Here is a 12,662-nt window from a genome sequence, read left to right as displayed (position 1 = left end):
GATGAAGGTGAAGAAGAGGATATTAGGTAATGGATGGGTGTTTATTGGGCTCCTGCTATTCCTGGTTAGCTCCTGTAAATCTGCTAAGATATTATCGGACAAAACCTTAGATGCCAACCTTTCGGCTAAAACTATCATTAAGAATCATTACAGAAATTCTGTCAATTTCAAAACGCTCACTAGCAAACTCAGGATAGAGTTTTCAGATGGTGCGTCTAGTCAAAGTCTGGGAGTGAGCCTGAGAATGGAAAAAGATAAGACCATTTGGCTGAGCGGCCCTTTAGGTGTTGTAAAAGCTATGATAACACCAGACAGGGTTTCCTTTTATAATAAATTAGAGAATAATTACTTCGACGGTAGTTTTGAGTACCTGAGTCAATTATTAGGAACCGACCTGGATTTTACGAAAGTGCAAAATCTTCTGCTAGGGGAAGCTTTGTTTGATCTGAGGGACGAACGCTATGATGTTTCACTCAACACAACCTCTTACGAATTAAAGCCACGTACTTCTTACGAACTTTTTAAGACACTTTTTCAAATAGACCCCGGAAATTTTAAGTTGGCTTCACAGCAAATTTCACAACCCTTGAAAAAACGACTGTTGGAGATCCGCTACAAGGATTATCAGCAAAAAAACAATAAGCTAATACCAAATAACGTAGGGATAGTAGCTATAGACAATAATCAGCGAAATGTAATTGATATTGAATTCCGAAATGTTGAATTCAATGCAAAAATTAGTTTTCCCTTCAAGATCCCAAATGGATATGATAAGATTGTGTTGAATTAATATGAGAGCATTCTTTGTATATCGGATTTTACTACTGGGTATTTTTATATCCTTTGCCGGCACTACATTACAGGCACAAACCAATGAACAAAAGGCCCTTGAAGCAAAAAGGGAGCAACTTCAAAAGGAAATCTCCGAAATGAATCGTTTGCTGTTCGCAGAACGGAAACAAAAAGGGACCGTTTTGGATCAGATGGAGCTGCTAGATCAGAAAATAAATGTAAGACAGCAGTTGATCCGTGTTACAAATCAACAATCCAATTTACTGAGTAGACAGATCAATGCCAATATTAGAAATATTGCGAAACTCAGGGAGGATCTGGAGATTTTGAAGGAAGAATACGCCAATATGATTCGTAAGTCTTACCAGAACAGATCTCAACAAAGCAGATTGATGTTCCTTATGTCTTCTCAAAATTTTTATCAAGCTTTTAAAAGGTTACAGTATTTAAAGCAGTATACCCAATACAGAAAGCAACAAGGTGTTCAAATTGCATCTAAAACCGAAGATCTTATTACACTAAACAATGATCTTACCATGCAACGCAAAGAGAAGGAATCGCTTATATCGGAAAACAAAGCAGCCAGGAAAGAATTATTTGAAGAGATCACTGACCAGAAAGGCCTTCTGAGTACGATCAGAAAAAATGAAAGCAATTACGCCATCGCCATTAACAAAAAGAAGGCTGAAGCAAAGAAAATAGATGAACAAATAGAGCGCCTCATCAGAAGTGCAATAGCCGCATCTAATAAGAAAGCAGGCAATACAGGGAACAGCAGCACTTTTATCCTTACACCCGAAGCAGCGCTGGTAGCAACTAATTTTTCGGCTAATAAAGGCCGACTAATATGGCCGGTAGAAAAAGGGATAAAAAGACAAGGATTTGGTATTTATAGCGATGCCGTTTATCCCGGGATTAAGCACCAGAATAATGGAGTGATCATTGCCACGGACAAAGGGGCTAGGGCAAGGGCTGTTTTTGAAGGGGAAGTGATCGCTATCCTGGCGGTGCCCGGAGGTGGTAAAGGAGTGCAGGTAAAGCATGGGAATTATATCAGTACATATTACAACCTCGCAGATCTTTACGTAAAAAAAGGTGATAAAGTAGTGGCCAAAGAAGAGCTCGGCGAGATTTATACTAATAGATTGAACGGGCTAACCCAATTGAAATTCTATTTGTACAGAGATGCAACACGACTTAATCCCGAAGAATGGATCTATCAACTCTAAAAATCTGAATTATGAGTGCAATTACGGATATTAAAGGAAGTTTTACGCTGCATAACGGGGTAAAAATGCCCTATTTTGGATTGGGAGTTTACTTGTCCAAAGACGGCAGTGAAGTAATAAACGCCGTAAAATGGGCTATCCAATCCGGATATAGGCATATAGACACTGCCGCTATTTATAACAATGAAGAAGGCGTAGGTGAAGGAATCAAGGCCAGCGGAATTCCTAGGGAAGACATATTTCTGGTAAGCAAGGTCTGGAATTCAGAACAGGGCTACGACAGTACTATGGAAGCCTTTGAGACAAGCTTACAAAAATTGAATACTGAGTATCTGGATCTATACCTTATTCATTGGCCGGTAAAAGGTAAATACAAGGAAACATGGAAAGCATTGGAGGAATTATATCGACAAAAACGTATCAGAGCAATAGGGGTAAGTAATTTTCTTCAACATCATTTGGAAGATCTCTTAACAGAAGCATCTATTGTGCCTATGGTAAACCAAATGGAGTTTCATCCCTATTTAGTACAACAAGGCCTGCTCGATTTTTGTAAATCCAACAAAATTCAATACGAAGCATGGTCACCGCTTATGCAAGGCAAGATCTTTGAAATGGATGTTTTTAAAGAAATGGCAGGTAAATACAAGAAGACCATTGCACAAATTGTATTGCGGTGGGACCTTCAGAAAGGAGTGGTAACTATTCCGAAATCATCTAAAAGACAACGCATCATTGATAATGCCGCTATATTTGATTTTTCAATTTCAAAAGAAGATATGGCTGTATTGGACAAGTTGGATAAAGGGAAACGTTTTGGCCCTGATCCGGACAACTTTGATCTCTAATTCCAGATAAAGAATTTTTTTGGCACGCTATTTTTTCTGTGTAAAAAGGGCCTTTAGTTCTGTTGCATCATCGGGTTTCATTTTCCCTGCCAACACCAGACTAAGTTGTTTTCTTCTCAAGGCGCCTTCAAAACGTGTTTTTTCTAAGGCAGTCTCCGGAATAATAGGAGGTATCGCAGTTGGTTTTCCTGTTTCATCTACGGCCACAAAGGTGTAAATAGCCTCATTGGCCTTCGTTCTCTCCCCACTTAAACGATCTTCCATCCAAACATCTATATACACCTCCATAGACGTCCTGAAAGTTCTTGAAATGGCTGCTTCAAGGGTAACGACACTCCCCAGGGGAACAGATCTGTTAAAAGCGACATGATTTACCGAAGCAGTTACCGTTATACGCCTGCTGTGTCTTCTGGCGGCAATACTGGCAGCCCTATCCATCCTGGCAAGTAATTCACCACCAAAAAGATTATTCAACGGATTAGTTTCACTTGGAAGGACCAGATCGGTCATAATGGTTCTGGAATCGTTGGGAGTTTTCGGCTTCATAGTAACTAATTTCGGCAAAGATACGAGGTATAAAAGGGCAGATAAAAGGAAAGTGAGTTATTTTACAGAGAGAAGCCAGGCATCACGAGACTCTGTTAACCTAATTTGTTTTAGGGCTTCCAACGCTTGTTTTGGTTTTTCAAAACTATCAAACGCCACCTGGTATAAGCCAAATTTGTTTTGACCTACTAAAAAGGCATCAAATCCCTTGTTGCGGAGTTGTTTGATCTTCCTGTCGGCATTGTTTCTTTCCCGGAAAGCTCCGGCAATGATATGATGTCTTTTCGTCACTTTTTTGGTTACATCAACTCTAAAGACAGGCAATTCCACGGGCTTGGTGTCGAAAAAGGTTGCTTCCTGAATACTATTTGAAATGATTTCCTGTGCTTTTTCCTGAGATACTAACTCATTGGTTATGGCCTTATCGTAGGTTCGATATCCTGTAAATCCTGCTGAAAGAGCCAAAAGCACAATTGCAGCATACTTAAGAAGAGGACGAAATTCATTCTTTTTTTGCGCCTCAGGGGTAATGATAAAAGGCACTTTTTCTTCCAGAACTTCCACTTCTTCTTTTAGGACCTCACGTAGAATTGGAGTTGAGACAAAGGAACTCAAACCAAATGAGGAGGTTAAAAAGTTGGTCTGCTTTGTGGGTTGGAAGATCAGCTTCCCTTCTTTTGTAGGCTTAAAGCTTCCTATATTCTGCAGGATAAGGGTTTCTCCTTTTTTTAATTGTTTCCCCCATTCTTTTACAGTTTTAGCCATTTTTTCCTGTACATCTTCATAAGATATCTTTTCAGCTTCAGCAATGTAGGAAATTAGCAGGCCGTCATTAGATTGTAACTGACGGTTAAAGGACAGCACCTTGGAGGGAGGATAAAAGGTATGCCCTGTTTTGTCTATAAAAGCCGATTTTACATGGGTAAGGAAGGCTCCAAATTCGGGTACGACCACGCAATTATACCTGTATAGTAATTCTTCGATGTAGGCAGCGGTGCTCATAAAGACAAAGATGGAAAAAAATAGAGCCGCTTCAAAATGGCAAATTACTTTTTATTAACAATGGTTTTTCTGTATTTTGTGAATAAGATGAACAGATGATGATGGAGGAGTTAATATCAGCCCTGAGATTACAGTGTATACCAAATATTGGGGACATTTCGTCGAGGAAACTAATCGCTTACTGTGGGGGCCCCACAGCCGTTTTTAAAGAAAAGAAAGAAGCACTACTCAAAATAGGAGGGATAGGCACAAAGATCATAGAAGGTCTTTATGACTCCAGGTATCTCAAAGCTGCGGAGAATGAGTACGCTTTTATAAAGGAACACAGTATTGAGTATGTTTATTTTGAAGACAAGAACTACCCAAAATTTCTACGTCACTGCCAAGATGCTCCTTTGATCCTATTTCAAAAAGGGGCAATCAACATAACGGACAGGAAGATCATAAGTATTGTGGGTACCCGCAATATAACACCTTATGGCCGGCAATTTTGTGAGCAATTTATAGAGGAACTTGCCCCATTAGATCCTGTAATTGTAAGTGGATTTGCCTATGGGGTTGATATTTGTATCCAAAAAGCGGCAAATGCACTTGGACTCCAAACAATTGGGTGCCTGGCGCATGGGCTGAATCAGATCTACCCCAGAGCCCATAGGAAGTATTGCGCGCCAATAGAAAAAAATGGAGGCTTTTTAACGGAGTTCTGGAGTACCAGTAAGCCAGACCGCGAGAATTTCTTACGAAGAAATCGGATAATTGCGGGGATTAGCGAAGCCACCATAGTTATTGAATCTGCCGAAAAAGGAGGTAGTTTGGTAACGGCAGATATTGCAAATAGTTACAACAGGGATGTTTTTGCCGTCCCGGGCAGGCCCAAAGATCCTTTTAGTGCGGGCACCAATACCTTAATCAAACAGCAAAAGGCACATCTGCTAACCTCGGCAGCAGATCTTGTCTATCACCTTAATTGGGATCTGCAAAAGAAGCTCACAAATCCAATACAAAAACAATTATTTGTAGAATTGGATGAGACTGAACATTCTATTTATTCATTCTTACAACAAGAGGGGAAACAATTTCTAGATGATATCGCAATGGGTAGCCATCTTCCAATTTTTAAAACGGCATCTACCCTTTTATCCATGGAATTGAAAGGTCTGGTTAGACCATTACCTGGAAAACAGTTCGAAGCTATCTAAGAGAATACCAACTAACCGGTTTGAAAATATGCAAATAGAACCTTTTGCTTTAGGGGAATGTGTCATTGAACGGTTACAGTTAAACTTAGGACGGGGTATTTGATATTTTAAAAAAGGGAAATAAATTCATAAACCAACCCTTTAGTTGGTAATTAAAAATTGCTAATAGCCAAGTTTGGTGCGTACCCTTTGTAGCACATCATCTGCCACCACTTGTGCTTTTTGGGCACCCAAATGCAGTAATTCGTCTATCTCAGATACATTATTCATATAATATTGAAACTTTTCCCGGGCTTCACCAAAAGTGGAAAGAAGACATTCATATAACTCCTGTTTAGCATGACCATACCCATAGTTTCCTTGAAGGTACTTTCCCCTCATTTCGGCAGTACTCGCTTTGGATGCTAAGATTGAATACAAGGCATAGACCGTATCGGAGTCCGGATCCTTGGGTTCTTCCATAGATGTGCTATCTGTTAAAATACCCATGATCTGTTTTCTCAGCAACTTGTCAGTTTGGAAGATATTGATGAGGTTACCCTTACTTTTACTCATTTTTTCACCATCTGTCCCAGGAATGTACATAGTTTGTTTTTGAACCTGAGCTTCCGGCAGCACGAAGGTTTCGCCCAATTGTGCATGGAATCTGGAGGCCACATCCCGGGTCATTTCCAAATGTTGAAGCTGATCTTTTCCAACAGGAACAATATTGGCGTCGTATAATAAGATGTCTGCCGCCATTAACATAGGATATGAAAATAGCCCCGCATTCACATCTTCTAGTCGGTCTGCCTTATCCTTAAAGGAATGGGCTAGCGTTAATCGTTGATAAGGGAAAAAGCAACTGAGATACCAGGTAAGTTCGGTGACCTGTGGCACATCACTCTGTCTATAAAAAACTGTTTTATTCACATCGAGACCGAAGGCCAGCCAGGTAGCGGCTGTTGCGTAGGTATTGTTTCGCAATTCTTCCCCATTTTTAATTTGGGTAAGAGAATGCATATCTGCAATAAACAAAAAGGATTCATTGCTGGGATCTTCTGCCATTTTAATCGCCGGAATGATGGCCCCCAAAATATTCCCAAGATGCGGGGTACCTGTACTTTGAATACCTGTTAAAATTCTTGCCATGGGCCATTCTTTAAAGAATGACAAAAGTAAAAGAAATACTAAAACCCTGCTAAAATTGTTATTTTTGATTTTATGCGCACTTTTTTCCGAAGAACTGGCCAGTTGCTATATCGTGTTTGGTTCTATATATTGGTTGCGATCCCTATTATTTTATTTTCTCCCCTTTTAATTCTTCTTTCTATTTCAGAGAAGACCTACCCGCAATTCTTTTGGCTGGCGAGAAATATTTGGGCCCGAATGATTTTATACGGAATGGGATGTATTCCGAAGATCACATGGCAAGAAAACATGGAAAGAGGTAAGAGTTATGTGCTGGTTGCCAATCATACAAGTATGATCGATATTATGCTGATGCTTTGGGTTAGTAAAAATCCTTTTGTTTTTATAGGTAAGAAGGAGTTAATGAATATACCGGTCTTTGGATTCTTCTATAAACGGGTGTGCATTTTAGTTGATCGGGGAGATAGCAAAAGCAGGATGGCAGTCTACCGCAAGGCACAAAGAAGGCTCAATCAGGGATTGAGTATCTGTATATTTCCCGAAGGGGGTGTACCTCCCGAAGAGGTAGTCCTAGACACCTTTAAAGATGGCGCTTTTAAAATGGCTATTGCTCATAAAATACCGATCGTTCCTATGGTGTTTTATGATAACAAAAAAAGATTTTCTTATACAATTTACAGTGGAGGACCTGGAATTTTAAGAGTGAAAGTTCATTTATTTATAAGAACTGATAACGTAATGGAAAATCGAAAAGGAGAACTTAGAGATAGGGTTAGGGCTTTAATATTGAAGGATATACAAGAAGATGCATAGATCAATTCTTATATACCAAAGAGTATAATAAACGCCCTGCAATAGAAGCAGGGCGTTTAAGGAGTTACTGCAAATACAGTAACCAACCTAACCAACATCTTAAAACTTAAAGTTCAAGCCAGAATATACCCCCATTGAAAAGGGCTGAAAATTACCAGCTGCCTCTGAAAAGGTGTTAAGCTGGTATTTAAACATTGGCTCCAAACTAAGCTGAAGTGTATTGTTTAATTGATAGGAAATGCCTATTCCAAAATTGGTGCTCACATTAAGATCATTCAGATTGTTGGCCTCTCCCATTTCAGTTGCGATGCCATCAGATTCTAGTATTACGGAATTATTGACTAGGAATAAAGAACTTACACCACCAATAACATTTACGCCTAACTTTTTATCGAGAATTTGGTATGTAAGCTCCAAAGGCACTTCAAAATAACCAAATTCCTGTATCATCTTACCATTGAGAGATGGATCTGGTCCGGAGACATCCTGTGCATTTTCTGAAGCTATCTTTCCACTCCTGGTATTACTACGCACTACTAGATTTTTTGAGCTTAAGGAGTAATCTATATTATTAATAATTCCATTGGTGGCTCCATTTATGGAAGAGGAAAAGGAAACATCCCTGGTGTCATATCCAAAGTCGACCTTATGAACTCCAGATCGCAATCTCACTTTCTTACTAATATCATAGGTAACGGCAAGGCCATAGCTCAAATTAACATTCCCGGATTTGGCATTGTTCTGAAAGCTGGAATGAATTGGCGACCCTTGTGATAAGGAACTAAAGAAGACCGGAGCTACTCGAGGGCCAACTGACCATTTGTTTCCGGTGATATCCTGTTCAGTTTTCTCTTCCTGAGCAGCAATAGCATCAAAGATGGAGGTTTTATTGTCATTTTTTACTTCTTTTTCGATAGTTGGGTCTTGCTTTTTTTGTTCTGAAACAGAAGTTTTTGCAAATGATTCAGCGTTTCCGTATGAACTTATATCTTCTGGGGTTTTTTCAGTATTCTCAGCTTGCTTCACAACTGAGCTTACTTCGTTTTGAGCTAAGTCATCGGTTAATTGAGGAATATTATTATTCCCATTTTCTCCGGTTTCAATAGTATTTACTTTTTTATTATCCAATGGGGTAACATTGGCTAATACAACACCATTTTCCTTAGGAGTTTCTCGTTCCGACTTCTTGGCCATAATATTCCCATCTGTACTTCTTTCGTTCTTGGGATAGCTCTCATTTACATCTTTTTCAGATGCTATGATTATTGTGTTCTCCGCTTCTGTACTTTCTAACGCTTTTGTCTCTCCCGGGTTTTCTCTACCAATCTTTATATCCGTAGATTCATCAACATTAGCAGGAGCCTGTGTATTGGTAATTATTTCATTAGAAGAGGGCAGTTCTTCTTTTGGGAGAAAGAGAAATATACCAATAATAAGTACGGCAGCCACCCCGCCCAATTGCCACCAAATAGGTAGAATTCGCCGTTTTTTGTGCTTTTTATCTAAGGAAGCTGCAATATTGTCCCACACATGCTCTTCTGGCAATTGGCTATAATCCCCGAGCTTTTCCTGGAATATTTTTTCTATGTTCTTTTTTTTCATGCCTATTGAATTAAGCAATATTTATGTTTTCGTTCTTTAATTTCTCTTTCAAGATTTTCTTTGCTCTGGACAAATTAGATTTTGAGGTTCCCTGTGTAGTACCTAAAAGCTCACTTATCTCTTTATGTGTGTATCCATCCAGAACATATAAATTGAAAGTAAGGCGATATTTAGGGGGCAATTCCTGCACGTATTGCAGTAGTGTTGAGAGTTGAATGTCTGGATATTCATAGTCAACTTCCTGCTCCTCCTCCAAATTATCTGTAACAAGGCTCAAATACTGATCTTTGCGATATTTTTGAAGTACAGTGTTTACGGTGATCCGTTTGATCCAGCCTTCAAATGAACCTTTGAATTTAAACTGCCCTATCTTGTCAAAAATGGTCAAAAAGCTGTCATGCAGATTATCTTCTGCTTCTGTCTTGTTGCGGGAATATTTAAGGCATAACCCAAAAAGAACACTGGCATATTTTCGATAAAGTTGCTCTTGTGCCTTTCTATCTCCCTTTTTACAATGTTGAATGAGTTTTTCTAGACTCAAAATGTTGATCAGATTTCGTTCTTTACTCCTATAAAGATCATCAATTTACTGGCACTTCTATCTCAATAAACTGATCTACTCCATTTTCATCTACTCCATTCCAAAACTTAAATAAATAGGTTTCGTCATACAGGCAGATAAAATCGAAGGAAGTTTCCAGTTCTTCCGCGGCCTGTGTACACGTTTCTTCATAGAATTCTGAACCAATTGCCACTACATTACGGGTGGTAGTTGCTTCTTTTGTAATATCGAAGCCTTCAAAGAAAAAGCAACCGCTGGGACGCACGTATGTAACCCTGATCTCATAGGTCTCATTAAGGTCGAATGATTCCGGAAGGTCTGCACTTACGATCTGTAAGGATACAAAGCGAAAATTTACACTGTCATCTTCAAGCTTGCAAGATTGAAAGATCAAAACAAGAAAACAAAGAAGAATAGGTATAGATCTCTTAAAGCTCATCTCAATATTGTTTCTCTTAAGATGAAAATAAAAAGGAAAGGTTGCTTTTAAAGCAATGAAGAATGATCTAGCCTTTAAGGGCTGTAATAGCCTCTTTTATTTTGCCTTCTAATTCCTCAGATAGTTCAGGATTGTCCTTTAGCAACACTTTAACTGCATCTCTGCCCTGTCCAAGTTTGGTATCTCCATAGCTAAACCAGGAACCACTCTTTTTAATGATCTCGAATTCTACTCCCAGATCCAGGATCTCTCCTAATTTGGAGATCCCTTCCCCGTACATAATATCAAATTCGGCCATTTTAAAAGGAGGAGCAACTTTGTTTTTCACCACTTTTACACGGGTTTTATTCCCTAGTACTGCTCCATCTGTATTTTTTATTTGGGTAGACCTTCTAATATCTAATCGAACGGAAGCATAGAACTTCAGCGCATTACCACCGGTGGTTGTTTCCGGATTTCCAAACATGATCCCGATCTTTTCCCGTAGCTGGTTGATAAAGATTACTGTACAATGTGTCTTACTTATGGAAGCGGTAAGTTTTCTTAGGGCCTGAGACATTAAACGGGCATGTAAACCCATTTTAGAATCTCCCATTTCCCCTTCGATCTCACTTTTTGGAGTTAAGGCAGCCACGGAATCTATGACAACAATATCTATAGCACCAGAACGGATGAGGTTATCAGCAATTTCCAATGCCTGCTCTCCATGATCGGGCTGTGAAATTATTAAGTTGTCTATATCCACTCCCAATTTTTGGGCATAAAATCTATCAAAGGCATGTTCTGCATCAATAAACGCTGCAATACCACCATTTTTTTGAGCTTCTGCCATAGCGTGCAAAGTAAGTGTGGTTTTCCCGGAAGATTCAGGTCCGTAAATCTCTACCACTCTTCCTCTTGGATAACCGCCTACTCCTAAAGCTATATCTAGCCCCAATGATCCCGAAGGAATCACTTCAACATCGGCTACTACTGAGTCTCCCATCTTCATTACAGCCCCTTTCCCATAGGTCTTATCCAATTTATCAAGGGTTAATTTCAGGGCTTTTAACTTTGCTTCTTTCTCATTACTCATGTCTTCTGTGTCTTTATTTTAAGGGTGACTAAATTACCATTTCTTTTCGCATAACACAACGGCAAAAGCAACCTTTTTACATTTATCTCATCCTACTTATAAACATTTTTAATTGTTGTTCACTTTACTGGTAACACCTCTATGGAAAAGAAAATTTCCTTAAAGTGATCCTTAAGAGCCCTGTATTTCGGGGCTCTTTTTATTTAAAAACTACTGAAAATCCGTACTTTTGTATTATAAATTTCATTCACCTTAATCACGGTATAGCATGCAACTGTACAATACATTAAGTGCGAAAGAAAGGGAAGCCCTCATTGAGGAGGCCGGAAAAGAGCGCCTCACTATCTCCTTTTATAAGTACGCACACATTGGGAATACACAAATCCTCAGGAACCATCTTTTTCTCGAATGGGATGCACTCGAGGTCCTGGGCAGAATCTATATAGCCCATGAAGGGATCAACGCACAACTTTCAGTTCCTGCAGAGAATTTTGAACTCTTTAAGGCACAGCTAGACAGTATTTCATTTCTGGAGAACGTTCGCCTTAACATTGCCATAGCACAAGACAACAAATCTTTTCTCAAACTAAAGGTAAAGGTGCGAAAGAAGATAGTTGCGGACGGTCTTAATGATAAAACCTTCGATGTCACCAATAAAGGCATTCACGTTGGTGCCGAAACCTTTAATGAACTTATAGAAGATCCGGATACAATTCTGGTAGATATGAGAAACCATTATGAAAGTGAGATCGGCCATTTTAAAAATGCTATCACACCAGACGTAGATACGTTTAGGGATTCATTAGATATCATAGAAAAAGATCTTTCTGACTTCAAAGAAGATAAAAAACTGGTGATGTACTGTACTGGGGGTATCCGGTGTGAAAAAGCAAGTGCATATTACAAGCATAAGGGGTTTAAGAAGGTGTACCAGTTAGAAGGAGGGATTATTGATTATGCCAGACAGGTAAAATCAAAAGGTCTGGAGAATAAATTCCTGGGGAAAAACTTTGTTTTTGATCATCGCAGGGGCGAACGTATTACCGAGGATGTAATTGCGCATTGTCATCAATGTGGTGAAGCATGCGATACTCACGTTAATTGTGCCAATGAAGCATGCCATTTACTATTTATCCAATGCGATACCTGTGCAGAGAAAATGGACCAATGTTGTTCCGATCAGTGTAAAGAAATACATTCCTTACCAGAAGAAGAGCAGAAAAAATTACGTAAAGGAAAGACAGATAGCAATAAGATATTCAAAAAAGGCAGATCGAACGTCCTTACGTATAAAAAGTCCCCTTCGCTCACGGAAACAGGCATTTTTAGTTCACTTTAATAAAGTAGAATCTTTACCTGTAATAAATATTCATGACCGCTTTTTGGACAAAAAATAACTTTTTTATGTTCAAATCATGTTAAAA

At 39.1% G+C, this 12,662-nt stretch carries 13 protein-coding genes; 6 read left to right on the top strand and 7 right to left on the bottom strand.

Annotated elements, in window-relative coordinates; translation table 11 throughout:
• Position 1 precedes the first annotated feature (1 nt).
• From Q0X72_RS02800 to Q0X72_RS02790, 3 genes are read left to right on the top strand one after another with little or no spacing between them, the layout of a single operon-like run.
• Positions 2 to 790: a DUF4292 domain-containing protein gene (locus Q0X72_RS02800; protein ID WP_297761748.1), complete on the top strand. Its 789-nt coding sequence runs from the start codon at positions 2 to 4 to the stop codon at positions 788 to 790.
• A gap of 1 nt (position 791) precedes the next feature.
• On the top strand, positions 792 to 2,021 hold the full coding sequence (locus Q0X72_RS02795; protein WP_297761747.1) for a peptidoglycan DD-metalloendopeptidase family protein: 1,230 nt from the start codon (positions 792 to 794) through the stop codon (positions 2,019 to 2,021).
• Between the two features lie 11 nt (positions 2,022 to 2,032).
• Positions 2,033 to 2,869: an aldo/keto reductase gene (locus tag Q0X72_RS02790; RefSeq protein WP_297761745.1), complete on the top strand. Its 837-nt coding sequence runs from the start codon at positions 2,033 to 2,035 to the stop codon at positions 2,867 to 2,869.
• Between the two features lie 27 nt (positions 2,870 to 2,896).
• Here Q0X72_RS02790 and Q0X72_RS02785 read toward each other — a convergent pair whose 3' ends face one another.
• Both Q0X72_RS02785 and Q0X72_RS02780 read right to left on the bottom strand, forming a co-directional pair.
• Positions 2,897 to 3,415, bottom strand: coding sequence for an acyl-CoA thioesterase (locus tag Q0X72_RS02785; protein WP_297761744.1), 519 nt, complete (start codon positions 3,413 to 3,415; stop codon positions 2,897 to 2,899).
• A 57-nt stretch (positions 3,416 to 3,472) separates the two neighbouring features.
• The gene (locus Q0X72_RS02780) at positions 3,473 to 4,417 is read right to left on the bottom strand and encodes an SPOR domain-containing protein (protein WP_297761742.1); all 945 of its coding nucleotides are present in this window, start codon (positions 4,415 to 4,417) and stop codon (positions 3,473 to 3,475) included.
• Positions 4,418 to 4,512: 95 nt separating this feature from the next.
• Between Q0X72_RS02780 and dprA the strand changes: the two genes are divergently transcribed.
• Complete coding sequence (gene dprA, locus Q0X72_RS02775; RefSeq protein WP_297761740.1) at positions 4,513 to 5,616, top strand: DNA-processing protein DprA; 1,104 nt, start codon at positions 4,513 to 4,515, stop codon at positions 5,614 to 5,616.
• A 162-nt stretch (positions 5,617 to 5,778) separates the two neighbouring features.
• Here dprA and trpS read toward each other — a convergent pair whose 3' ends face one another.
• Positions 5,779 to 6,747 carry a tryptophan--tRNA ligase gene (gene trpS / locus Q0X72_RS02770; RefSeq protein ID WP_297761738.1) on the bottom strand — a complete coding sequence of 323 codons (969 nt, stop codon included), beginning with the start codon at positions 6,745 to 6,747 and terminating at the stop codon, positions 5,779 to 5,781.
• A gap of 72 nt (positions 6,748 to 6,819) precedes the next feature.
• Here trpS and Q0X72_RS02765 point away from each other — a divergent pair, with 72 nt between their 5' ends.
• Complete coding sequence (locus Q0X72_RS02765) at positions 6,820 to 7,560, top strand: 1-acyl-sn-glycerol-3-phosphate acyltransferase (RefSeq protein ID WP_297761735.1); 741 nt, start codon at positions 6,820 to 6,822, stop codon at positions 7,558 to 7,560.
• Between the two features lie 99 nt (positions 7,561 to 7,659).
• Here the strand turns inward: Q0X72_RS02765 and Q0X72_RS02760 are convergent, their stop codons facing one another.
• From Q0X72_RS02760 to recA, 4 genes are all read right to left on the bottom strand, one after another.
• On the bottom strand, positions 7,660 to 9,162 hold the full coding sequence (locus tag Q0X72_RS02760) for an outer membrane beta-barrel protein (protein WP_297761732.1): 1,503 nt from the start codon (positions 9,160 to 9,162) through the stop codon (positions 7,660 to 7,662).
• A 10-nt stretch (positions 9,163 to 9,172) separates the two neighbouring features.
• Positions 9,173 to 9,703 carry a sigma-70 family RNA polymerase sigma factor gene (locus Q0X72_RS02755; protein ID WP_297761730.1) on the bottom strand — a complete coding sequence of 177 codons (531 nt, stop codon included), beginning with the start codon at positions 9,701 to 9,703 and terminating at the stop codon, positions 9,173 to 9,175.
• A gap of 40 nt (positions 9,704 to 9,743) precedes the next feature.
• On the bottom strand, positions 9,744 to 10,163 hold the full coding sequence (locus Q0X72_RS02750) for a hypothetical protein (protein WP_297761727.1): 420 nt from the start codon (positions 10,161 to 10,163) through the stop codon (positions 9,744 to 9,746).
• Between the two features lie 67 nt (positions 10,164 to 10,230).
• Positions 10,231 to 11,238, bottom strand: coding sequence for a recombinase RecA (gene recA / locus Q0X72_RS02745; RefSeq protein ID WP_297761725.1), 1,008 nt, complete (start codon positions 11,236 to 11,238; stop codon positions 10,231 to 10,233).
• A 268-nt stretch (positions 11,239 to 11,506) separates the two neighbouring features.
• Here recA and Q0X72_RS02740 point away from each other — a divergent pair, with 268 nt between their 5' ends.
• A complete protein-coding gene (locus Q0X72_RS02740; protein ID WP_297761723.1) occupies positions 11,507 to 12,577 on the top strand; it encodes a rhodanese-related sulfurtransferase in 1,071 nt (356 codons plus the stop codon).
• The last annotated feature ends 85 nt before the right edge of the window (positions 12,578 to 12,662 follow it).

The sequence above is a fragment of the uncultured Muriicola sp. genome (assembly GCF_947258935.1).
In the GTDB taxonomy this organism is placed as follows: Bacteria; Bacteroidota; Bacteroidia; order Flavobacteriales; family Flavobacteriaceae; genus Muriicola.
The sequence above is the reverse complement of the archived record's forward strand: the minus strand, read 5'-3'. Positions and strand labels throughout refer to the sequence as shown.

What these genes read in the sequence shown, in the direction of transcription:
- Q0X72_RS02800 (WP_297761748.1), top strand. Translation starts at nt 2, where the DNA reads ATGAAGGTGAAGAAGAGGATATTAGGTAATGGATGGGTGTTTATTGGG.
- Q0X72_RS02795 (WP_297761747.1), top strand. Translation starts at nt 792, where the DNA reads ATGAGAGCATTCTTTGTATATCGGATTTTACTACTGGGTATTTTTATA.
- Q0X72_RS02790 (WP_297761745.1), top strand. Translation starts at nt 2,033, where the DNA reads ATGAGTGCAATTACGGATATTAAAGGAAGTTTTACGCTGCATAACGGG.
- Q0X72_RS02785 (WP_297761744.1), bottom strand. Translation starts at nt 3,415, where the DNA reads ATGAAGCCGAAAACTCCCAACGATTCCAGAACCATTATGACCGATCTG.
- Q0X72_RS02780 (WP_297761742.1), bottom strand. Translation starts at nt 4,417, where the DNA reads ATGAGCACCGCTGCCTACATCGAAGAATTACTATACAGGTATAATTGC.
- dprA (WP_297761740.1), top strand. Translation starts at nt 4,513, where the DNA reads ATGATGATGGAGGAGTTAATATCAGCCCTGAGATTACAGTGTATACCA.
- trpS (WP_297761738.1), bottom strand. Translation starts at nt 6,747, where the DNA reads ATGGCAAGAATTTTAACAGGTATTCAAAGTACAGGTACCCCGCATCTT.
- Q0X72_RS02765 (WP_297761735.1), top strand. Translation starts at nt 6,820, where the DNA reads ATGCGCACTTTTTTCCGAAGAACTGGCCAGTTGCTATATCGTGTTTGG.
- Q0X72_RS02760 (WP_297761732.1), bottom strand. Translation starts at nt 9,162, where the DNA reads ATGAAAAAAAAGAACATAGAAAAAATATTCCAGGAAAAGCTCGGGGAT.
- Q0X72_RS02750 (WP_297761727.1), bottom strand. Translation starts at nt 10,163, where the DNA reads ATGAGCTTTAAGAGATCTATACCTATTCTTCTTTGTTTTCTTGTTTTG.
- recA (WP_297761725.1), bottom strand. Translation starts at nt 11,238, where the DNA reads ATGAGTAATGAGAAAGAAGCAAAGTTAAAAGCCCTGAAATTAACCCTT.
- Q0X72_RS02740 (WP_297761723.1), top strand. Translation starts at nt 11,507, where the DNA reads ATGCAACTGTACAATACATTAAGTGCGAAAGAAAGGGAAGCCCTCATT.